22 protein-coding genes and 1 tRNA gene are annotated in these 19,184 nt (G+C 69.4%); 14 read left to right on the top strand and 9 right to left on the bottom strand.

Translation table 11 applies throughout. The features are described from left to right. Positions 1 to 43: 43 nt before the first annotated feature. On the top strand, positions 44 to 1,132 hold the full coding sequence (locus tag ACLD7X_RS03225; protein WP_411422022.1) for a methyltransferase domain-containing protein: 1,089 nt from the start codon (positions 44 to 46) through the stop codon (positions 1,130 to 1,132). Positions 1,133 to 1,160: 28 nt separating this feature from the next. On the opposite strand, the gene ACLD7X_RS03220 is transcribed toward ACLD7X_RS03225, so the two are convergent. Next, a complete protein-coding gene (locus ACLD7X_RS03220) occupies positions 1,161 to 1,658 on the bottom strand; it encodes a 4a-hydroxytetrahydrobiopterin dehydratase (protein WP_411422021.1) in 498 nt (165 codons plus the stop codon). Positions 1,659 to 2,073: 415 nt separating this feature from the next. On the opposite strand from ACLD7X_RS03220, the gene ACLD7X_RS03215 reads away from it, so the two are divergent. Next, positions 2,074 to 2,430, top strand: a complete 357-nt coding sequence (locus tag ACLD7X_RS03215; RefSeq protein WP_411422020.1) for a hypothetical protein — start codon at positions 2,074 to 2,076, stop codon at positions 2,428 to 2,430. Here ACLD7X_RS03215 and ACLD7X_RS03210 read toward each other — a convergent pair. Together ACLD7X_RS03210 and ACLD7X_RS03205 are read right to left on the bottom strand one after the other, a co-directional pair. Further along, complete coding sequence (locus ACLD7X_RS03210; RefSeq protein ID WP_411422019.1) at positions 2,427 to 2,804, bottom strand: thioredoxin family protein; 378 nt, start codon at positions 2,802 to 2,804, stop codon at positions 2,427 to 2,429. The two genes, ACLD7X_RS03215 and ACLD7X_RS03210, sit on opposite strands and share 4 nt — an antisense overlap. Positions 2,805 to 3,233: 429 nt before the next feature. Beyond that, positions 3,234 to 3,305: transfer RNA gene (locus ACLD7X_RS03205), tRNA-Lys, on the bottom strand. Positions 3,306 to 3,402: 97 nt separating this feature from the next. On the opposite strand from ACLD7X_RS03205, the gene ACLD7X_RS03200 reads away from it, so the two are divergent. The 7 genes from ACLD7X_RS03200 to ACLD7X_RS03170 all read left to right on the top strand — a co-directional run bounded on the left by ACLD7X_RS03200 (position 3,403) and on the right by ACLD7X_RS03170 (position 10,199). Then, on the top strand, positions 3,403 to 3,939 hold the full coding sequence (locus tag ACLD7X_RS03200) for a gamma carbonic anhydrase family protein (protein WP_412007309.1): 537 nt from the start codon (positions 3,403 to 3,405) through the stop codon (positions 3,937 to 3,939). A gap of 138 nt (positions 3,940 to 4,077) precedes the next feature. Then, a complete protein-coding gene (locus tag ACLD7X_RS03195) occupies positions 4,078 to 4,200 on the top strand; it encodes a photosystem II protein Y (protein ID WP_006910263.1) in 123 nt (40 codons plus the stop codon). Positions 4,201 to 4,276: 76 nt separating this feature from the next. Beyond that, positions 4,277 to 5,635, top strand: coding sequence for an FADH(2)-oxidizing methylenetetrahydrofolate--tRNA-(uracil(54)-C(5))-methyltransferase TrmFO (gene trmFO, locus ACLD7X_RS03190; RefSeq protein ID WP_411422076.1), 1,359 nt, complete (start codon positions 4,277 to 4,279; stop codon positions 5,633 to 5,635). A gap of 15 nt (positions 5,636 to 5,650) precedes the next feature. Then, positions 5,651 to 7,639 (top strand): alpha-amylase family protein, encoded by a 1,989-nt coding sequence (locus ACLD7X_RS03185; protein WP_412007308.1) that lies wholly within the window; start codon positions 5,651 to 5,653, stop codon positions 7,637 to 7,639. 122 nt (positions 7,640 to 7,761) lie between these two features. Further along, positions 7,762 to 9,282 carry a carotenoid isomerase gene (gene crtH / locus ACLD7X_RS03180; RefSeq protein ID WP_412007310.1) on the top strand — a complete coding sequence of 507 codons (1,521 nt, stop codon included), beginning with the start codon at positions 7,762 to 7,764 and terminating at the stop codon, positions 9,280 to 9,282. A 63-nt stretch (positions 9,283 to 9,345) separates the two neighbouring features. After that, positions 9,346 to 9,642, top strand: a complete 297-nt coding sequence (locus tag ACLD7X_RS03175) for a hypothetical protein (protein ID WP_411422015.1) — start codon at positions 9,346 to 9,348, stop codon at positions 9,640 to 9,642. Positions 9,643 to 9,680: 38 nt separating this feature from the next. Next, positions 9,681 to 10,199: a hypothetical protein gene (locus tag ACLD7X_RS03170; protein ID WP_412007307.1), complete on the top strand. Its 519-nt coding sequence runs from the start codon at positions 9,681 to 9,683 to the stop codon at positions 10,197 to 10,199. A gap of 48 nt (positions 10,200 to 10,247) precedes the next feature. Here ACLD7X_RS03170 and ACLD7X_RS03165 read toward each other — a convergent pair whose 3' ends face one another. Continuing rightward, positions 10,248 to 10,961, bottom strand: a complete 714-nt coding sequence (locus ACLD7X_RS03165; protein ID WP_412007306.1) for a response regulator transcription factor — start codon at positions 10,959 to 10,961, stop codon at positions 10,248 to 10,250. Between the two features lie 265 nt (positions 10,962 to 11,226). Between ACLD7X_RS03165 and ACLD7X_RS03160 the strand changes: the two genes are divergently transcribed. Next, positions 11,227 to 11,505 carry a DUF6761 family protein gene (locus ACLD7X_RS03160; protein WP_412007305.1) on the top strand — a complete coding sequence of 93 codons (279 nt, stop codon included), beginning with the start codon at positions 11,227 to 11,229 and terminating at the stop codon, positions 11,503 to 11,505. Positions 11,506 to 11,580: 75 nt separating this feature from the next. Here ACLD7X_RS03160 and grxD read toward each other — a convergent pair whose 3' ends face one another. From grxD to ACLD7X_RS03140, 4 genes are read right to left on the bottom strand one after another with little or no spacing between them, the layout of a single operon-like run. Then, positions 11,581 to 11,904, bottom strand: coding sequence for a Grx4 family monothiol glutaredoxin (grxD, locus tag ACLD7X_RS03155; RefSeq protein ID WP_411422011.1), 324 nt, complete (start codon positions 11,902 to 11,904; stop codon positions 11,581 to 11,583). 4 nt (positions 11,905 to 11,908) lie between these two features. Beyond that, positions 11,909 to 12,142 (bottom strand): BolA family protein, encoded by a 234-nt coding sequence (locus tag ACLD7X_RS03150; RefSeq protein ID WP_411422010.1) that lies wholly within the window; start codon positions 12,140 to 12,142, stop codon positions 11,909 to 11,911. 39 nt (positions 12,143 to 12,181) lie between these two features. Next, on the bottom strand, positions 12,182 to 12,724 hold the full coding sequence (locus ACLD7X_RS03145; RefSeq protein WP_411422009.1) for a hypothetical protein: 543 nt from the start codon (positions 12,722 to 12,724) through the stop codon (positions 12,182 to 12,184). A gap of 27 nt (positions 12,725 to 12,751) precedes the next feature. Next, positions 12,752 to 13,495, bottom strand: a complete 744-nt coding sequence (locus ACLD7X_RS03140; RefSeq protein ID WP_411422008.1) for a lysophospholipid acyltransferase family protein — start codon at positions 13,493 to 13,495, stop codon at positions 12,752 to 12,754. A 110-nt stretch (positions 13,496 to 13,605) separates the two neighbouring features. Between ACLD7X_RS03140 and ACLD7X_RS03135 the strand changes: the two genes are divergently transcribed. Together ACLD7X_RS03135 and ACLD7X_RS03130 are read left to right on the top strand one after the other, a co-directional pair. After that, complete coding sequence (locus ACLD7X_RS03135) at positions 13,606 to 14,355, top strand: pyridoxine 5'-phosphate synthase (RefSeq protein WP_411422007.1); 750 nt, start codon at positions 13,606 to 13,608, stop codon at positions 14,353 to 14,355. Further along, complete coding sequence (locus tag ACLD7X_RS03130) at positions 14,352 to 14,672, top strand: MgPME-cyclase complex family protein (protein ID WP_411422006.1); 321 nt, start codon at positions 14,352 to 14,354, stop codon at positions 14,670 to 14,672. The genes ACLD7X_RS03135 and ACLD7X_RS03130 overlap by 4 nt, the downstream gene beginning before the upstream one ends. Positions 14,673 to 14,778: 106 nt before the next feature. On the opposite strand, the gene ACLD7X_RS03125 is transcribed toward ACLD7X_RS03130, so the two are convergent. After that, the gene (locus tag ACLD7X_RS03125) at positions 14,779 to 15,135 is read right to left on the bottom strand and encodes a hypothetical protein (RefSeq protein ID WP_412007304.1); all 357 of its coding nucleotides are present in this window, start codon (positions 15,133 to 15,135) and stop codon (positions 14,779 to 14,781) included. Between the two features lie 129 nt (positions 15,136 to 15,264). On the opposite strand from ACLD7X_RS03125, the gene ACLD7X_RS03120 reads away from it, so the two are divergent. Further along, entirely contained in the window at positions 15,265 to 16,002 is a 738-nt protein-coding gene (locus tag ACLD7X_RS03120; RefSeq protein WP_411422004.1) for a metallophosphoesterase, read from the top strand. Positions 16,003 to 16,011: 9 nt separating this feature from the next. Further along, a partial coding sequence (locus tag ACLD7X_RS03115; protein ID WP_411422003.1) for an exodeoxyribonuclease V subunit gamma occupies positions 16,012 to 19,184 on the top strand: 3,173 nt, incomplete at its 3' end.

The raw sequence follows: 19,184 nt of genomic DNA, 5'->3' as shown, positions 1-19,184 counted from the left end.
TCGGGCCTGCCCTCCACCCCCACGCCACCCCCCTCGCGAAGCCATGCGCACCAGCAGCGACCAGACCGTCACGGACAACGTGCGCACCTACTACGGATCCGTGCTGAACAGCAGCGCCGATCTCCGCACCAGCGCCTGCTGCGATGCCAGTGCCGTACCGCAATCCCTGAGGCCGTTGCTGAGCCGTATCCATCCGGAGGTGCTCTCCCGCTACTACGGCTGCGGCCTGGTGATGCCGCCCCTGCTGGAGGGGCGCCGGGTGCTGGACCTCGGCTGCGGCAGCGGCCGCGACGTCTACCTGCTGGCCCAGCTGGTGGGACCCGACGGCACGGTGGTGGGGGTCGACATGACGGCCGAGCAGCTCGCCGTGGCCGAAGCCCACCGCCACTTCCATGCCGAGCAGTTCGGCTACGCCAACGTGAAGTTCCTCGAGGGAAGGATCGAGGAACTCCAGGCGCTGGATCTGGAGCCCGCCAGCTTCGATGTGGTGATCTCCAACTGCGTGGTGAACCTCTCCACCAACAAGCGGGCGGTGCTGGAGGGGGTTCACCGGCTGCTGCGGCCGGGCGGGGAGTTCTACTTCGCCGATGTCTACGCCGATCGACGCGTTCCCGAGGATCTGCGCCGCGACCCCGTGCTCTACGGCGAATGCCTGGGCGGAGCGCTCTACTGGAATGATTTCCTGCGGCTGGCCCGCCAGGCTGGCTTCCCGGATCCCCGGCTGGTGGAGGACCGACCGCTCGCCATCACCGATCCCGACCTGGCGGCCCGCACCGGGACGCTGGGCTTCCACTCCGCCACCTACCGCCTGTTCCGCATCGACGCCCTCGAGGATGCCTGCGAGGACCATGGCCAGGCCGTGATCTACCGGGGCACGATCGCCGGCCACCCCCACCTGCTGCCGTTCGACAAGCACCACGCCATCGAGACGGGCCGGGTGTTTCAGGTGTGCGGCAACACCTTCCGCATGCTGGCCGAGAGCCGCCTGGCCCCGCACTTCGCGTTCATCGGCGACTTCAGCCGGCACTACGGCCTGTTCCCGGGCTGCGGCGGGGTGATGCCCTTCTCGCCAGGGGCAGAGCAGCGAGGGCAGGACCGCCAAGGCATCGAGGCCAGCAGCAGCTGCTGCTGAGCCATCCGGCCGAGGGCGCTGACAGGGCTCAGGCTTGCGAAGGAGCGTTCAAGGGCAGCGCATCGAGCTTGGCGGCAAGCACCACATCAGCTCGGGTCACCCCTCCGGCCTTGTGGGTGAACACTTCAATCCCCACATAGCCCCATCCAACCCGGAAATCCGCATGGTGACCCTGCTCCTCGCAGACGGCGCCAGCGCTGTTGAGCCAGCTCAGGGCCGAGGCGAAATCCGGGAACTCCAGCTCCTTGCTGAGGTGGTGGCCCTCCACGAGGCGCCATCCCGGAAGTTCAGGGAGCAGTTCATCCAGCTCCTCCATCTCCAGGGTGGGACCGCCATCGCGACAGGGAATGCAGGTTTCGTCAACCAGAGCCATCGCCGCCACCTCCTCCAACACATCCTTGGACCCATGACCATGACGCCAGCGGTGACGACCGCGGGTGACGACCACGTCAAGCTGGCCACTCCCACCATGAGCCTCGGGGACTGCAAAGCAGCAGAGCGAATCGACCTTGAGAAGATTCGTCATCCGGGGCAGCTTTCAGGCCCGGCCATCAAGGTTTGTTCATGCCCGAAGCGCAGACGCGGCAGACAGATCCAATAGCTTTTCACAACTCAACAATCCGAAACCCCCGGGCAACATCCTGTGAGCCACCGGACAGCCTGCGCCCTGCACACCTAAGCTGGTGGAAGGAAGGAACAAGCGGCTCAGCCGAGCAAAACAGGCCCAGCCAACAGGCCGAGCAAGAGCAACAAGCCACACGCCGAAGCATCGAGAGAGCGGCCGAGAGCAGCATAGAAATCAGCAGAAAAGACTGTTCTTATCGGTAGGCACCGAAAGCAAATCAGTACCAAAAGTCCATCAGCACCGAAAGCACCTAAGCGACGCCAGCACTTCGGCACCAAAAGCAAGATCCCACGAGCGTCTCGAGAGACATTCAGCCATGAACGCACATTCCCGCTACAACCTTCGCTCCACCTTGACCTATGGAGACATCTATGGGCAGATTCTGATCTGGTTGCTCGTGATTTTTCTCAGCCTCGCTTCAGGTCTTGCCCTGATGGGAGCCTCGCACCTCTACGCGGGGATGGCGGTTGTTGGGTTCATCTTTGTCTTTTCCTTGCCATTCATCCTGTTCGCCTTCACGACGACGCTGCTGAATCACGTCTCCCTCGACGAAGTCAGCACATACGACGTGGCCGCCCATCCATTGACCTTCGCACCAGAACGGGATGCCGATGCCCCACCCGACCTGGGAAACACAACCCCTTGGCCTGGACTTGTGCCTGGACTGATCTAAGCGGTCGCCCGAACGCCAGGGCCTAGGGACCGGGGCCGCGCAGAAGCCCCCTCAGCGGCTCGGTCGGGGGGCAGCAGCGCCTGCAGCCCATCACGGAACACCTGCTCGGGCATACCTCCGATGACCTCCCCAAGGATCGAGAAATCCCCACTCGGCTCATCCACCAGCAGGTAGGTGGGCAGCGCCAGGGACTGCTTGTAGGGAAAGCGTGTCAGCAGGATCTTTCGGTAGCGCCTGTAGACCTCTGGATTCCTGAGATCTACATCCACAAAGCTGAGCCCAAGATCTCCCGCAACCTTGGCGTCAAACGCACTCATGGAGCGACAAACAGAACAATCATGGGTGCTGTACTTGAGAAGAAAAAGCTGTTCCATCACACGCAACGCAACAACAACACGACGACTGTGCGCCCATCAAGGCGCGACGACGGGGCACGACTGGGCGAGACGCCCCTACGACAACCCTGGAGCAGCCAGGGCCAGTACGACCAGACGCCTGAATCAACCCTGCCTTTCTTCTACCTTAGCGAGCGTGCTGAGGCCTCCTGAGCAACTCCAAGTTTGTTGACCTCGCTCAACAAGTCGCCATCTCACGACGACGTGATCAGAGCGTGGGAGGGTTGCCTTGGGGACCTCAAACCCTCCAGGGATAGGCTCCATGGGACGGCTGAGCCAACCCCTTCTGGGTGAACCCTCCAGCTGCCGCGAGCCATCCCTCAGCCTGGCCAGGCTTGCTGGACAGCGCGTCCTGCCAGGGACCCTGAAGGGGGGGCAGGGCCGTCGACGCCTTGGAGAAGCAATCCATGGGTCGCCTGAGATTCGAACTCAGGACCAATCGGTTAAAAGCCGAGTGCTCTACCGCTGAGCTAGCGACCCGCGCCCGCTGGGCACCCAAGGAAGGTATCACCCCGGGGCGACCTCCTCCAAGAGAGAGTCAGGGGCCTGGAGAATGGCCCCACTGGAGCCTTCTGCGATGGCCACCTTTCCCTGGCCCGATCCCCAGATCCATCCCGATGCCTGGGTCGCGCCGACGGCGGTGGTGATCGGCGATGTGCAGCTGGCGGCCGGGGCCAGCCTCTGGCCCACGGCCGTGGCCCGCGGTGATGTCTGCCCGATCCTGATCGGTGCGGGCAGCAATGTGCAGGACGGCGCCGTGCTGCATGGCGATCCCGGCCAGCCTGTCCGCATCGGCGCGGACGTGACCATCGGCCATCGGGCGGTCGTCCATGGCGCCACCCTCGAGGACGGGTGCCTGATCGGCATCGGGGCGGTGGTGCTGAACGGCGTGACGGTGGGGGCTGGCGCACTCGTCGCCGCGGGGGCCGTCGTGACCCGGGATGTCCCGCCGGGAGCCCTGGTCATGGGAACCCCCGCCCAGGTCCGGCGGGACCTCACCCCGGAGGCCATCGCCGCGCAGCGTCTGCATGCCCAGCGCTACCGCCAGCTGGCCATGGCCCATGCCGGCCGAAGCCCGCAGAGCGCCTGGGAGGAGTCTGGGGATCTCCCGTGATCTGACGAGGCGGCCTGACAAGGCGGCCTGACAAGACGGTCTGACAAGGCGACCTAACGAAACGAATCAGACGGGCCATCCCGGGGCACCAGCGTCCGGGGCAGTCCTTAAGATCGCCCCACTTCCTCTTGCCCTCCCATGGACGCACGGCTGGTGCTGGTTGCCGCTCCGATCCTGCTTGCCGCCGCCTGGGCCGTGTTCCACATCGGCCGGGCTGCCGTGGGGCAGCTGCAGCTGATGATCAAGCGCGCCCGCGCCTGAGCCCCTGCCCTTGTCTCCCGTCGATCTCCAGGCCGTTCGCCCCAGCCCGAGTCCACGGGCCGCGGGGGGCCAGGAGATCCTGGTCATCGGTGCGGGGCTGGCCGGCACAGAGGCCGCCTGGCAGATCGCCGCGTGCGGCGTGCCGGTGCGCCTGGTGGAGATGCGGCCCCTGCGCCGCTCTCCGGCCCACCACAGCCCCGAATTTGCGGAACTGGTCTGCAGCAACAGTTTCGGTGCCCTCTCCAGTGACCGGGCCGCCGGGCTGCTGCAGACCGAGCTGCGGCAGCTGGGGTCGGTGGTGATCGCCACGGCCGACCAACACGCCGTGCCGGCCGGTGGGGCCCTCGCCGTGGACCGCGGCCGCTACAGCGCCGCTCTCACCGCGGCTCTCGAGCAGCACCCCCTGGTGACCGTGGAGCGGCGCGAGCAGACCACCCTGCCCGGCCCCGGCCAGATCGCCGTGCTCGCCACCGGCCCCCTCACCAGCGAGCCCCTGGCGGAGCAGCTGCGGGCCTTCACCGGCCGCGCCGACTGCCACTTCTTCGACGCCGCCAGCCCGATCGTGGAGGGCGAGAGCATCGATCTGGGCCTCGCCTTCCGCGCCTCCCGCTACGACAAGGGCGACGCCGACTACATCAACTGCCCGATGGATCGCGAGCAGTACCTCGCCTTCCGCGAGGCGCTGCTGACGGCCGAACAGGCCGAGCTCAAGGATTTCGAGCAGGAACACGCCAGCTTCTTCGAGGGCTGCCTGCCGATCGAGGAGCTGGCCCGCCGCGGCGAGGACACGATGCGCTACGGCCCGCTCAAGCCAATCGGCCTCTGGGATCCCCGCTGGGGTGATGTGAACGACCGCGAGGTGCGCCGGGCCCGCAGGGCCTACGCCGTGGTGCAGCTCCGGCAGGAGGACAGGGACGGCCGGCTCTGGAACCTGGTGGGGTTCCAGACCAACCTCCGATGGGGCGAACAGAAGCGGGTGCTGCGCCTGATTCCCGGGCTGGAGAACGCCGAATTCGTGCGCTTCGGGGTGATGCACCGCAACACCTTCCTGGAGGCGCCCCAGCTGCTCGATCCCACCCTGCAGTTCCGGCTGCGGCCCAGCCTGCTGGCGGCGGGCCAGATCACCGGCACCGAGGGCTACGCCGCGGCCGTGGCCGGCGGCTGGCTGGCGGGCACCAACGCCGCCCGGCTGGCCCTGGGGCTGGAGCCCCTCGCCCTGCCCCCCACCACGATGATGGGCGCCCTCACCCACTTCATCGCCGAGGCTCCCAGCGACCGATTCCAGCCCATGCCGCCGAATTTCGGCCTGCTGCCGGAGCTGCCGGAACGGATCCGGGACAAACGGCGGCGGTACGGGGCCTACCGCGACCGGGCCCTGGCGGACCTCGCCCTCTGGCGGGAGCGTCACCAGCTCGCCACCTCCTTGAAGACCTGATCGATCGAGGGGCCCATGCAGAACCTCTTCGTGATGGCCCCCGAAGTGCGGGCGGCCTTCGAGAACGTGCGCAGGGTGGAGAGCTACCGGCTGGAGGGCCGGCTCGAGCCCCGCGATGTGGATGTGTTCTGGCTGCGCTTCGAGCGCTATTTCGACGATCTCTACGACGCCCTCACCCTGCTGTACGGCGAGCGGGAGGACGCCCTGGAGCAGTTCGGCCAGCTGTTCGGCCGCATGGTGGCGGCCTATGCCGAACGCCCGGACGATCTGAAGATTCTCGATCTGGAGCGCCAGTTCACCCCCCACTGGTTCCAGCGCAGCCACATGGTGGGCTACACCTGCTACACCGACCGTTTTGCCGCAGACCTCTCAGGCGTACGGCAGAAGATCGCCTACCTGGAGGACCTGGGGGTGACCTATCTGCACCTCATGCCCCTGCTGCAACCGCGCGCCGGTTCCAACGATGGAGGCTATGCGGTGCAGGACTTCCGCCGGGTTCGCCCCGATCTCGGCAGCCTGGACGATCTGGCCGCTCTGGCCAGGGATCTGCGCCAGCGGGGCATCAGCCTCTGCCTGGATCTGGTGCTGAACCATGTGGCCCGCGAACACGCCTGGGCGCAGCGGGCGGTGGAGGGGGATCCCCGCTATCTCAACTACTTCCACACCTTCCCCGACCGCACACTGCCGGAGGCCTACGAGGCCAGCCTGCCGCAGATCTTTCCGGACGATGCGCCGGGAAACTTCAGCTGGATTCCCGGCATGGCCGGGGCGGGGCGCTGGGTCTGGACCACGTTCCACAGCTTTCAGTGGGACCTGAATTACACCAATCCCGAGGTGTTGCTCGAGATGGTGGAGATCATGTTCTTCCTGGCCAATCTCGGAGCGGATGTGCTGCGGCTGGATGCGGCGCCGTTCCTGTGGAAGCGGATGGGCACCAACTGCCAGAACCAGCCGGAGGTGTTCCAGCTGATCCAGGCCTTCCGCGCCATCCTGCGGGTGGTGGCTCCCGGCGTGATCCTCAAGGCCGAGGCGATCGTGCCGCCGGACGCGCTGATCCGCTATCTGGGTGTGAAGAGCACGGTGGAGAAACAGTGTGAGCTGGCCTACAACAACCAGCGCATGGTGCTGCTCTGGAGTGCGCTGGCGACCCGGCGGGTCGAGCTGATCACCCATGTGATGCACCAGGCGCCCCAGCTGCTGATCGGCTGCGCACCGGTGAACTATCTGCGCAACCATGACGACATCGGCTGGGCGATGACCGATGGCGCCCTGGCGGCCGTCGGCGAGACCCCCCACCTGCACCGGCGCTTCCTCTGCGACTTCTTCACCGGCGCCTTTCCAGGCTCCTACGCCCGCGGTGCCCTCTTCCAGGCCGACCCCAGCAGCGGCGATGCCCGGGTGACCGGCACCACCGCCTCCCTGGCCGGGCTGGAGACGGCCCTGGAGCAGGGCGATGCGGAGGCGATCGATCGGGCGATCCGGCGCATCCTGCTGCTGCACGCCCTGATCCTGGGGGCGGGCGGCATCCCGGTGCTGCAGATGGGCGACGAGCTGGGCCTGTGCAACGACACGGCCTACCTGCAGGATCCTGCCCGGGCCGGCGACAGCCGCTGGCTGAACCGCCCTGCCATGGACTGGCACAGGGCCAGCGAGCGCCACGACCCCGCCACGGTGACGGGTCGGATCTTCCTGGGCCTGCGCCATCTGATCCAGACGCGCAAGGGCACCTCTCTGCTGCACGGTTTCGGCCTGTTCCAGCCCCTGTGGACGCACAACTCCCATGTGCTCGGTTACGCCCGCCGCCGCCCGGAGGGCACCGTGCTGGTGCTCGCCAACTTCGATGAGGGGCCCCAGTCGATCCCGGCCGAGATGGGCCGCTACGCCGGCCTGGCCGGGGAGCTGCACAACCTTCTGCAGGGCGGGCAGCCACCACCGCTGCAGGCCGGAAGGCTGGAACTCGAGCCCCTGGAATGCCAGTGGCTCGTCAACGGCGAGGCCCCCTGAGCCCCTTAGCGTCACTGCACCTCCAGCCCTCCCCGGTGACCCTCACGCCTCCACCGTCCGCTCCTTCAGCCCCAGCCCCCGCCTCGCTCTCCCCCAGCGGCGGGACCCGGGCGGACTGGGATGTGGTCGTGATCGGTGCCGGCATCGGGGGTCTGGTGACGGCCAGCCAGCTGGCCGCCAAGGGGGCGAAGGTGCTGGTGCTGGAGCGCTACCTGATCCCGGGGGGCAGCGGCGGGAGCTTCCACCGGAAGGGCTACACCTTCGATGTGGGCGCCTCGATGATCTTCGGCTTCGGTGAGAAGGGCCACACCAACCTGCTCACCCGTGCCCTGGCCGACGTCGGCGAACACTGCGACACCATCCCGGATCCCGCCCAGCTGGCCTACCACCTGCCCGGCGGCCTCGAGGTGGCGGTGGACCGCGATTACGAACGGTTCATCGCCGATCTCACCGCCCTGTTCCCCCATGAGGCGCAGGGGATCCGCGCCTTCTACGAGGCCTGCTGGCAGGTGTTTCGCTGCCTCGATGCCATGCCGCTGCTGTCGCTGGAGGATCCGGCCTACCTGGCCAAGGTGTTCTTCAGGGCGCCGCTGGCCTGCCTGGGCCTGGCCCGCTGGCTGCCGGTGAACGTGGGGGCGGTGGCGCGCCAGTACATCCGGGATGCGCAGCTGCTCAGGTTCATTGACATGGAGTGCTTCTGCTGGTCGGTGATGCCGGCCGATCGCACCCCGATGATCAACGCCGGCATGGTGTTCTCCGACCGCCACGCCGGCGGCATCAACTACCCCCGTGGCGGGGTCGGTGTGATCGCCGAGAAGCTGGTGGCGGGCCTGCGCCGCCATGGGGGGGCGATCCGCTACAGGGCCCGGGTGACCCGGGTGCTGATCGAGCAGGGCCGGGCGGTGGGCGTGGAGCTGGCCGATGGGGAGCGGATCGGTGCCCGGCGGGTGGTGAGCAATGCCACCCGCTGGGACACGTTCGCCGGAGAGGACTCACCCCGCTCCACCCTGGTGGAGGCCGCCCACACCCCGGCGGCGGAAGCCACCTGGCGGCGGCGCTACCGGCCGTCGTCCTCCTTCCTCTCGCTGCACCTCGGCATCGACGCGGCAGTGGTACCCGAGGGCTTCCACTGCCATCACCTGCTGCTGGAGCGCTGGGAGGAGATGGAGGCCGAACAGGGCGTGGTGTTCGTGTCGATGCCGACCCTGCTGGACCCCTGCCTGGCCCCCGAGGGGCGCCACATCCTCCACACCTTCACCCCCAGCGCGATCGAGGCCTGGCTCGATCTGAGCCCCAGCCAGTACGCCGCCAAGAAAGAGGCCGATGCGGCGCGCCTGATCCAGCGGCTGGAAACGATCCTGCCCGGCCTGCAGGGGGCGATCCACCACCGCGAGATCGGCACCCCCCGCACCCACCGCCGTTTCCTGGGGCGCAGCGGCGGCAGCTACGGCCCCATACCGGCCCTCCGCCTGCCCGGGCTGCTGCCGATGCCCTTCAACCGCACCGGCCTGGCGGGCCTCTACTGCGTGGGCGATTCCTGCTTCCCCGGCCAGGGACTGAACGCGGTGGCCTTCAGCGGCTTCGCCTGCGCCCATCGCATCGGCGCGGACCTCGGCCTCAACCCCTGGGCACTGCCGGCCTGAGTCGACCGTCCGCCACGACCGGCGGGATGGCCTGCATAGGGTGGATCCCGTCGCCACGTGCGGATGGCCAGCGCCTCACCCACCCCGCCCCAGCCCAGCGCCGAGGAGCTGGCCCGCTTCCTGGAGCAGCGGGGTGAGCTGGGCAAGCCCTGGATGCTCCACCTGCTGCGACTCACCAAGCTCAAGGAAGCCCGCGATGACCTGGCTCCCGATGAGTATCTGGCCCGCCTGAAGGAGGCGCACGCCGATCTGATGCGGCTGGGTGAGTTCTGGAAAGGGCGGGAGCAAGAGGTCTTCACCGGCCGCTACCAGCCCACCCAGCTCCTGGAGCCCCTGCCGGGCTCCGACGACGACCGATGAACCCATCGGGCGATCGGGACGCCGTCGCGTGCCATCCGATGGCGCCCCTGATCCGCTTCACCCTGCTGGGTCTGTACCTGGCCCTGGTGGCTCCCCTGCCCGTGCTGGCCCCCCCAGGAGCAGCCACCCTGGGCCTTACGGTGGCCCTGCTGCTGGGACTGGTGCCCATCGTGGCCCTCACCAGCGAACGGGTCGAACTTGACGGCCACGGCATCCGGGTGGGCCATCCCCCCTGGTGCGCCTGGATGCTCCGCCGCGGCTGGCAGATGCCCTGGGCGTCCATCAGCGGCCTCACCCCCGTGACCACAAGCCAGGGAGGCCGGGTGTACTACGTGCGCAGCCGCGATGGATCCGCCTGGCTGCTGCCCCAGCGGGTGGCACGCTTCGAGGCGTATCTGGCCCGTTTCAGCGAGGCGAGCGGTCTCGACACCCGTGCCGTGGGACGGATCAGTCCTCCCTGGACCTACCGGCTGCTGGCCGGCCTGACCGCCGCCATGCTGGCAGCCGAACTGATCACGGCATGGCTGGGTCCTGCAGCCCCTGGCTCCCTGAGCTGAGCGGGTCCCTCAGCCGGCCGGTCGAGGACGAGCAGATTCCGTGGCGATTCAGGCGACCGAATTGATCGACTGCAGATCAGGGCCCACGGACACGTCCTGCTCGGGGAGGGTCTCCAGACTGAAGCGGTAGCCCTGCTGGCGGACGGTCTCGATGCCGCCGCCCTCCCCCAGACCGGCCTGCTCGAGCTTGCGGCGCAGGGTGAGGACCTGGGTGTCGACCGAGCGGGGACCACCACTGAACGGTGGCCAGGCCATGCGGAGCAACTCCTGGCGGCTGCGCACCACACCGGGAGGCATCAGGAGCGCGCAGAGCAGGGCGAACTCCCGGGGGCTCAGCTCCACCGGCTGATCGCGGAGGGTGACCTGACGCAGCAGCAGGTGCACCTCCAGCGGGCCCACACACACCCGTTCCTGCAGCCCGCTGGAGCTCCGCCGCAAGAGGGTGCGGCAGCGGGCGGCGAGCTCCTCCAGCCCGAAGGGCTTGCGGAGGACGTCGTCGGCGCCGGCATCCAGAAGGGTGACCACCGGCTCCGAACCGGTGCGGGCCGTGAGCACCATCACCGGGCAGCGCAGCTGGGTGGCCAGGCGCAGGGCACTGCTCTCGTCCAGCAGCTCGGCGCTGATCAGCAGGTCGGGCGACTGGTCCCGGCAGACATCGAGGGCTTCGGTGGCCGTTGCCACCGCCGCCGCCATGTGGCCATCCTGACGCAGGCGCTGGGCGAGAACGGTGCGCAGGGTGGCATGGGGATCAACCACCAGCACGCGCTTGGCCGGATCAGCAGAATTCAGCGGCGTGGGAGGCGGTTGGGCAGGCACCTTCGGGTGGGTCGTGAACCCCGGGTGTGCCTAACCTAACGGTCCCGTCGAGGTCTGACGGGTATCAGCTGATGCCTTGGGGACCCGGCAGCCACCGCACCGGCCGCCTTCGCCCCGTTCAGGGCGGGTCACCGGATCCGTGAGGATCGGTCCTCCCTCCGACGGCAGGGTAGGCAGGATGGCCACAATGGTCCCAGGGTCAGCCCGCACCATGACCGCGCTCCAGCATCCCGACGCCATCCGCCACTTCCAGTCGCTGTGTGACGCCTGCCAGGAGCTGGCGCACCGCTACCACGGTCCTGCGGATCTGCGGCTCTATGCCGACGGCTATCTGCATGCCCTGCGGCGAACGGCCGTGCTCGATCCCATCGCCCAGCGGAGGCTCGAAGAACTGGTGGATCGCTGGATCCAGGACCCCTCGAGTTTCATCGGGCCGGATGGGGATCCGCGCAGCCTCTACGAATCCGGTTTCGAAACCGGACGCCACTGAGGCGTGGCCCCCCTCGGCCGGGCCGGGGGGACTGAACGGTCCGGCGAGGGCCCTTACGACAGGGCCGGGCTGAGATCAGCTGGCCAGGGCAACCGCCAGCTGTTCCCGCAGCTCTCCGGAGTTGTACATCTCGATCAGGATGTCGGATCCGCCGATGAATTCCCCGTTGAGATACACCTGGGGGATCGTGGGCCACTCGGAGTAGTCCTTGATGCCCTGACGAATCTCGCCATCCGAGAGCACGTCGAAGGTTTCAAACGAGACCCCCAGGGCATTGAGGATCTGGACCACGTTGTTGGAGAAGCCGCACTGGGGCATCAGCTTGGTGCCCTTCATGAAGACGAAGACGGGGCTGCTGGCGATCAGCGTCTCGATCCGTTGCTTGACGGAAGCATCCATGGAATCAGCTGGGGGTTGAAGTTTGCAGAGCCAGGGCGTGGATCGCCTCACTGGCCAGTTCCTGCCGCAGGGCGCCGTAGACGAGCTGATGCTGACGAATGCGGGTCAGACCGGCAAAGGCGCTGGAGACCACCGTGACCTGCAGGTGATCGCCGCCGCCGGTGAGGTCCTCGACGTCGATCGCGGCATCCGGCATGGCGCGCTGGATGGCGGCCTTGACCTGCTCAGGTTGCACCATCGGGGTGGGGACAGGACCGCGGAAATCTAGGGGGTCGAACTAACGGGCGGCTGGTGCGGCCTGGCCGGCGGTGTAGGGCGTCGTGGCGAACCCGATCTCCACGAGCATCTGGTAGGCCTTGCGGCCCTCCTCCGTGGCGGGCGTCATCACCTTGACCACCTCGACAAGCAACGGCACGGCCACCTCGGGCTGGCTCTGGCGACGGAACACGGCCGCCAGCCGCAGGTTGGCCTGGGCCAGGAGCTCGAGGGCTTCACGCCCCTTCTGATCCATCTCCCGCGGAATGCGGGCATCAAGGCCGCGGAAGGAACCGCTCAGGTCCCGGTAGAAGCTGAGCAGCCGGCGGGTGTAGTCCCGCGCCTGGTCGTAGAGGCGACGCGCCTCGGTCAGGTTGCCGCTCGCCGCGGCGGCGTCCCCCTGGGCCAGCAGGTTGCGGGCCGCCTGGAGGTTCATCGGGTTCTGGGCGGATGCCAGCGACCGCTCCGGTTCCTGCTGGGCCAGCACCGGAAGGCCCACCCCCGGAGCCAGACAGGCCGCCAGGGCAAGAGCGGTTCCGCACAGACGGCGGGTGGACCTACGCACAGCGGATGGGAAGAATGTCGGCAGACTCTAGGGGGCTCGATCCTCGGGCTCCAGCCCGATCGCCGCGGCGGCCCGGCGCTCCAGCACGGCCATGGAGGCCGCGAGCTGGTGGGTGAAGGCCACGGCGGCGTTCCGACCCTCGCCGTGGATCCACATCGGCTGCCCGAAGTGGATGGCCGCCCGGTCGCAGGGTCGTGGTCGGGGATGGCCGTAGGCGATGCCGACCGGCACCACCGGCACGGGCACGCCCCTGCCGGCCCCCATCAGGGCGAGGCGAGCCAGCCCCTGATGCAGGCGGATGACCTCCCCCTCCCGGCGGATGCGGCCCTCCGGGAACACCACCAGCTGCTGGCCCGCCTCCAGCAGTTCCACGGCGTAGCGCAGGCTCGCCAGCGAAGGACGCAGCTGGTCGACGGCAAAACAGCCCAGCCGCTGCAGCAGCCACCCCTGGAGCCCACGCATCTCGTCGATGGTGACCATGAAGCGGCAGTCCCGACCTGTCACGCGGCGCCCGGCCGCGTGGGGAAGCAGCAGGGCATCCCAGCGGGCCTTGTGGGTGGGGGCGAGCAGCACCGGGCCCTCCCGGGGGATGTGGGAACGACCGGCCACCGCGATGCTGCGGAACCAGAGGGGGAGGGCCAGATCCTGGGTGGTGACCATGGCCAGGGGAGCCAGCCATGGACTGATGCCACGGCAGACCATCTGCTCCCGGCCCCTGGCCACGCCCACCGTCTGGGCCATCCGCGCCGATCGCTCCCAGCTCAACGTCATGGCCCGAACGCTAAGGACTGGGTCTGCCTCCAAGCGCAGCGGGCGGGCAGTTGGCCGTGCGGCCGTCCCGGGTCCGCTCCATAGGATCGCCGCGGCCCCTCCTCGCCGCCATGGCCAGCCTCGGCGTCAACATCGACCACATCGCCAACGTGCGCGAGGCCCGTCGCACCGTCGAACCTGACCCGGTCACCTACGCCCTGCTGGCCGAGCTGGGCGGGGCCGATGGCATCACGGTGCATCTGCGCGAAGACCGCCGCCACATTCAGGACCGTGATGTCGAGCTGCTGCGCCAGACCGTCCGCTCGCGCCTGAACCTGGAGATGGCCGCCACGCCCGAGATGGAGGCGATCGCCCTGCGCGTTCGCCCCGACATGGTGACGCTGGTGCCGGAGAAACGGCAGGAGGTCACCACCGAGGGCGGTCTCGATGTGGCCGCCCAGCTCGAGGTGCTGGGGGGGCTGGTCGGCCGCCTGCAGCAGGCCGGCATCGGCGTCAGCCTGTTCGTCGACGCCGAGGCGCGGCAGCTGGAAGCCAGCCACGCCAGCGGAGCCCGCTGGGTGGAGCTGCACACCGGCACCTATGCGGAGGCCGGCTGGGCGGAGCAGCCCCGGGAACTCGCCCGACTCTGCGAGGGAAGCTTCATCGCCCGCAGCCTGGGGCTGCGGGTGAACGCCGGCCATGGGCTCACCTACCAGAACGTCGAGCCCGTGGCGGCGATCGAGGGGATGGAGGAGCTCAACATCGGCCACACGATCGTGGCCCGGGCCCTGGCCGTGGGGCTGGAGCAGGCCGTGCGGGAGATGAAGGCGCTGGTTCAGAATCCCCGCCGGGACCCCCTGTTCGGCAGCCTGCAGCCATGAGCACCTACCACTTCGTTGCCGCCAGCGAGGCTTTCCTCACCGTGGAGGAGCCCCTGGAGGAAGTGCTGCGGGAGCGGGTGCGCAATTACGGGGAACAGGGCAAGGCCATCGATTTCTGGCTGGTCCGCAGACCCGCTTTTCTCGAAGCCCCCGAACTCGCCGCCACCACCGCGACGGTGCCCCGCCCGGCCGCGGCGGTGGTCTCCAGCGACGAGAAATTCATCACCTTCCTGAAGCTTCGGCTGGAGTTCGTGCTGAAGGGCCAGTTCGAAAGTCCCAGCGCCACCATCGGCGATCCCCTGGCCAGCCTGGCCTGAGCAGCCTTCAGCCTCGCCAGGTCCCGGCCAATCCGAGCCCATCCCAAGGGTTCGATCAGAACGGTGGGTCGATCAGAACGGTGGCGCGATCAGAACGGTGGGTCGATCAGAACAGGCCGAGAAATCGCTTGCGCGGAGCTTCAGAAGGTGGTTCAGACGGCTGGGATTCGGCTGAACGGGGGCGGCCCTGGCCCCCGTCCTGCTGGTAACGGGGCTTGTTGTCGCCGATCGTGACCAGGGCTTCCTTGTTCTTCCACCACACCCAGTCGCGGATGGGCGGCGTGTCCCTCAGCTGTTGACGGGTGAGTCCCAGGCCCAGCTTGGCGGAGGCATCCAGGAGCACATCGAGCATGGCCTCGCCATCGGAGCAGCGGGCCAGGGCCTCGTTGGTGCGCTTGGCACCGTTGAGGGCCTTGACCAGCGCATTGACCCGCTGCACGACGGGCAACGACTGCAGATCCATGACCCAGGACTCCCGGCTGCCGCGAACCGTACCAGCGCTGTCCGGCTGGCTGACGGCGTCGATGGCGGGAAACCGAGGGCTGACAACCGGCGGGATTCCAGGCAACACTGGTCCTAACGCAACGGACCGATGACGTCCCCCACCGTCCCCTCCCGGCACTGGGTCATCGGGGACGTTCACGGCTGTGCCGACGCCCTTCAGCGGCTGATTCAGAGCCTGCCGCCGACCGATCGGCTCGTGCTCTGCGGTGATGTGATCAACCGCGGTCCCCAGATCGAACACACCATGGAGCTGGCCTGGTCCCTGGTGACCAGCGGCAGGGGGGTCTGGCTCCAGGGCAACCATGAGGCCAATCTGGTGGCGGCGCTGCGGCGCGGCGACTGGATGGCCCAGCAGGCCCTCGCCGGCTGTGACACCTACCGCCAGCTGGGCGATCGCCGCTGCCGTCTCTGGCTCGACCGCCTGGCCGCGCTGCCCCTCACCTACGGCGGGCCCGGCTGGGTCGCCACCCATGCGGGCTTCGACCCCGACACCTGGGAACCCTCCCTCACGGTGCGAAAACCCTTCTGGGAGGCCTATGACGGCCGCTACGGCGAGGTGATCATCGCCCACACACCGGACAAGGTCGTGCGGCGCAAGGCCAGGGGCCGCATCGTGATGATCGACACCGGCGCCTGCTATGGGGGCACCCTCTCGGCCTACTGCCCCGAGACCGGCTCGACCCGGGAAGTCTCAGGAATGTCCAGCAGGTTCAGCCTGTCCTCCATCACCTCCAGGCCCGCTGCCGCCAAGGACCGCTCGGCTGCAGCGACCCTGGCCGGCCGGGCCCCAGCCCTCCGCGCCGGGCTCCAGGCCTGCGCCAGCTAGCCCACGGCCTTGCTCACCGTCTTCCGCAGCAACCGGGCCGAAACCCTGGCCGCCATCCTGGCCGCCCAGTTGCGCCTCCATCCCCCGGCCCCGTTCGAGACGGTGCAGGTGGTGGTCAACACCTGGCCCACCAGCCGCTGGCTGGGCGAGCAGCTGGCCGAAGGCCTGGGGGGGATCGCCGCCAACATCCGCTACCCCTTCCCGGGCAGCCAGCTCCGCCGGATCGTCCAGACGGTGCTGGGCGAGGAGGGTGGAGCCCCCGACCCCTGGCGGGCCATCGATCTGGTCTGGCCGGTGCTGGAACTCCTCCCCCACCTGGTGCGGGAGCCGGCAGCGGCTCCGCTGCGCCACTGGCTCGAGCGGCGCGACGGCGGCGGCCACACCCTCGAGCGGGCCCAGTGGCAGCTGGCCCGCTCCATCGCCGACGCGCTCGACGACTACGCCCTCTACAGACCCGAGCTGCTGGCGAGCTGGTGGGCCGGGGAGGACGACGGCAGCGACTGGCAGGCCCTGCTGGTGCGATGGCTGCGGCAGCGGCTGACCGTCAGCCCCTTCGGGCTGCGGGTGGTGGAGGCCATCGCCCGGCTCCGGGACGACCCGGCACCGATCGCCGGGCTGCCCGGCTGCCTGCGGCTGTTCGGGCTCAGCAGCCTGGCCCCCGTCCAGGTGGGGCTGCTCCAGGCCATCAGCGGCCGCCTGCCGGTGGATCTCTACCTGCTCACCCCCTGCCCCGACCTCTGGCAGCGCTGCAGCCAGCGCCGCGCCGCCCTCTCCGACGCCGTGGCCCTGAACCAGCCCCTCGCGGGCGACTGGCTGGTGGAGGCCCCTGGCCTGGAGGCCCGCTTCGGCCGTCTGGGGGCGGAGTTCCAGCAGCTGCTGGAGGGCACCGGCGCGTGCCAGCTCGGCAGCGCGACCGAGAGGGATGGGTTCGTCGATCCCCTCGCCCTCTCCGCCCTGGAGGAGGGGCGGGCGGAGCCGTTCCCCCTGCTGCTGCAGCTGCAACGACAGCTGGCGGAACCGGAGACGGCACAGCCGCTGCAACGGGCGGCGGGGGACAGCTCCCTCGAGTTTCACGCCTGCCCTGGCCGGCTCCGCCAGGTGCAGATCGTGCGCGATCGCCTGCTGCAGCTCCTGCACGCCAACCCCGACCTCCAGCCCAGGGACGTGCTGGTGATGACTCCCCAGGTCGATCTCTTCGCCCCCCTGGTGGCGTCGGTCTTCGGGGATACGGAGGCGACCGGGGTGGCGCTGGACTGGCGCCTCACCGACCGCAGCCAGCAGAGCCAGGCGGGTCTCGGCCGCAGCCTGCTCACCCTGCTCCAGCAGGCGGGGGAACGGCTGACCGCCAGCTCCCTCGAGACCCTGCTGGAGAGCGGTCCCCTGCGCCAGCGGTTCCAGCTCAGCCCGGAGGAGGTGGCCGAGCTGCACCGTGTCCTGCAGCAGGTGGGATTCCGCTGGGGGATCGATGGCGACGCACGGGGCGGGGAAGCCAGCGGCAGCCTCAGCTGGGCGATCGACCGGCTGCTGCTGGGTCTGGTGTTGCCGGATGCCCCCGGGCTCGCGCCGGGGGAGACGGCCCCGTTTGCCGGCCACCAGGGCCTCGAGCTGCTGGGGCGGTGGCTCCACCTGCTCACCCGGCTGCGGCACTGGCTGCGCGAGCTGCGCCACCCGCGCCGCAGCCCGGCCTGGGCGGAGACCCTGCAGGCTGCGATCGAGGATCTCTTCGCTGACGGGGGGGATCAGGCCTGGGAGCTCCCGCCCCTGCTGGCCGCCATCGATGACTGGCAGCAGGTGGCCGGCGGTTGCGAGCTGCCGGTGGCCGCCCCGGTGGTGGCCGCGGTGCTGGAGGAGCGGCTCGCCGCCGACGCCGGACGGTTCGGCCACCGCAGCGGCGCCCTGACGATCAGCGCCCTGGAGCCGATGCGGGCGATCCCGCACAGGGTGATCGTGCTGATGGGCCTCGATGCCGGCTGCTTCCCGCGGCGACGCCAGCGGCCGGGCTTCCACCAGCTCGAACAGCAGCGCCGGCTGGGAGACCCCAGCGCCGCCGACCAGGACCGCTACGTGCTGCTGGAGGCCCTCCTCTCGGCACGGGATCACCTCCTGGTGACCTGGAACTGCCGCGATGAGCGCAAGGGAGAGGAGCTCTGGCCCGCCGCGCCGGTGAGCCAGTGGATCAGCTGGCTGGAGGGAAAGCTGGGCGGCAAAGTCAACGTCCCCGACCTGGTCGTGCACCACCCGGCCAACCCCCTCGATCGACGCAACTTCCTGGCCACGGCGGGCCGGCCACCGGCCAGCTGCGACCGGCGCCTGCTCCAGGCACGGCGGCTTCTGGAGCAGCCCCTCCCACCGGAAGCCCCCCGCGCACTGGCCGCAACCCCATCGCCGGCAGCGGCGACAGCGGAGCGGGAGGCGGAGCGGGAGGCGGGAACCTTCGCCGATCTGCGCCACTGGGTGATCCAGCCCCAGGCCTGCTGGTTGCGGTCCCTGGGCCTGCAGCCGAACGAATGGGCCGACGCCACCGCAGACCTCGACCCCGCCGAGCTGGACGAGCGGCAGCGTTCACGACTCCTGCGGGAAGCCCTGGAGGAAGCTTCCGGGGGGCAGGACGGAAGCCCGGCCCACCTGGAGCAAGCCGGGACCTGGCTCAGCCGGCAGCGCGGCCAGGGCCTGCTGCCCCCCCAGGGTGGCGGCGAGCTGGAGGCCGCGCTGCTGGCCCAGCGCTGGGCGGACCTCCACAGCGGCCTCGAGCCCCTCGGCCCGCCCAGCTGGCGGCTGGCCTCCTGGGCGGGCCTGGAGGAGGAACTGACCTGGTGGGGGAACACGGTCGCGGTGATCCAGCCGGCCCGCGCCCGGGCACGCCACCGCCTCGATCTCTGGCTCCAGCTTCTGCTGGCGGCCGCCGCGGAGCAGGAGCCGCAGGCAGGGGTGCTGATCGCCCGCGGTGAGCGGGGATTCGGGACCCAGCTGCGCCTGGTGGCCCCAGGGGCAGCGGCGGCCCGGGCCGAGCTCGAACGCCTTCTGGCGCTTCGCGAGGCCTGGCGACTGCCCTGCTGGCCCGTGCCCCCCGACACGGGCTGGACCTTTCTGGAGCGCGGCAAGGAGAAGGCGATCGGCCGCTGGGAGGGGGGGGCCATGGAGCGGGGCGAGAGGGAGGACCCGGCCCAGGCCCTGTGCTTCGG

Origin of the sequence: Aphanothece microscopica RSMan92 (assembly GCF_046613545.2) — a bacterium.
Lineage (GTDB): Bacteria > Cyanobacteriota > Cyanobacteriia > PCC-6307 > Cyanobiaceae > NIES-981.
The sequence above is the reverse complement of the archived record's forward strand: the minus strand, read 5'-3'. Positions and strand labels throughout refer to the sequence as shown.

Bases quoted from the DNA above. Each gene is read 5' to 3' on its own strand.
- ACLD7X_RS03215 (WP_411422020.1), top strand. From the start codon at position 2,074: ATGAACGCACATTCCCGCTACAACCTTCGCTCCACCTTGACCTATGGA.
- grxD (WP_411422011.1), bottom strand. From the start codon at position 11,904: ATGGATGCTTCCGTCAAGCAACGGATCGAGACGCTGATCGCCAGCAGC.
- ACLD7X_RS03140 (WP_411422008.1), bottom strand. From the start codon at position 13,495: ATGACGTTGAGCTGGGAGCGATCGGCGCGGATGGCCCAGACGGTGGGC.
- ACLD7X_RS03150 (WP_411422010.1), bottom strand. From the start codon at position 12,142: ATGGTGCAACCTGAGCAGGTCAAGGCCGCCATCCAGCGCGCCATGCCG.
- ACLD7X_RS03210 (WP_411422019.1), bottom strand. From the start codon at position 2,804: ATGGAACAGCTTTTTCTTCTCAAGTACAGCACCCATGATTGTTCTGTT.
- ACLD7X_RS03170 (WP_412007307.1), top strand. From the start codon at position 9,681: ATGGCGCCCCTGATCCGCTTCACCCTGCTGGGTCTGTACCTGGCCCTG.
- ACLD7X_RS03185 (WP_412007308.1), top strand. From the start codon at position 5,651: ATGCAGAACCTCTTCGTGATGGCCCCCGAAGTGCGGGCGGCCTTCGAG.
- ACLD7X_RS03125 (WP_412007304.1), bottom strand. From the start codon at position 15,135: ATGGATCTGCAGTCGTTGCCCGTCGTGCAGCGGGTCAATGCGCTGGTC.
- ACLD7X_RS03195 (WP_006910263.1), top strand. From the start codon at position 4,078: ATGGACGCACGGCTGGTGCTGGTTGCCGCTCCGATCCTGCTTGCCGCC.
- ACLD7X_RS03225 (WP_411422022.1), top strand. From the start codon at position 44: ATGCGCACCAGCAGCGACCAGACCGTCACGGACAACGTGCGCACCTAC.
- ACLD7X_RS03135 (WP_411422007.1), top strand. From the start codon at position 13,606: ATGGCCAGCCTCGGCGTCAACATCGACCACATCGCCAACGTGCGCGAG.
- ACLD7X_RS03220 (WP_411422021.1), bottom strand. From the start codon at position 1,658: ATGACGAATCTTCTCAAGGTCGATTCGCTCTGCTGCTTTGCAGTCCCC.
- ACLD7X_RS03130 (WP_411422006.1), top strand. From the start codon at position 14,352: ATGAGCACCTACCACTTCGTTGCCGCCAGCGAGGCTTTCCTCACCGTG.
- ACLD7X_RS03120 (WP_411422004.1), top strand. From the start codon at position 15,265: ATGACGTCCCCCACCGTCCCCTCCCGGCACTGGGTCATCGGGGACGTT.
- ACLD7X_RS03160 (WP_412007305.1), top strand. From the start codon at position 11,227: ATGACCGCGCTCCAGCATCCCGACGCCATCCGCCACTTCCAGTCGCTG.
- ACLD7X_RS03175 (WP_411422015.1), top strand. From the start codon at position 9,346: ATGGCCAGCGCCTCACCCACCCCGCCCCAGCCCAGCGCCGAGGAGCTG.
- ACLD7X_RS03200 (WP_412007309.1), top strand. From the start codon at position 3,403: ATGGCCACCTTTCCCTGGCCCGATCCCCAGATCCATCCCGATGCCTGG.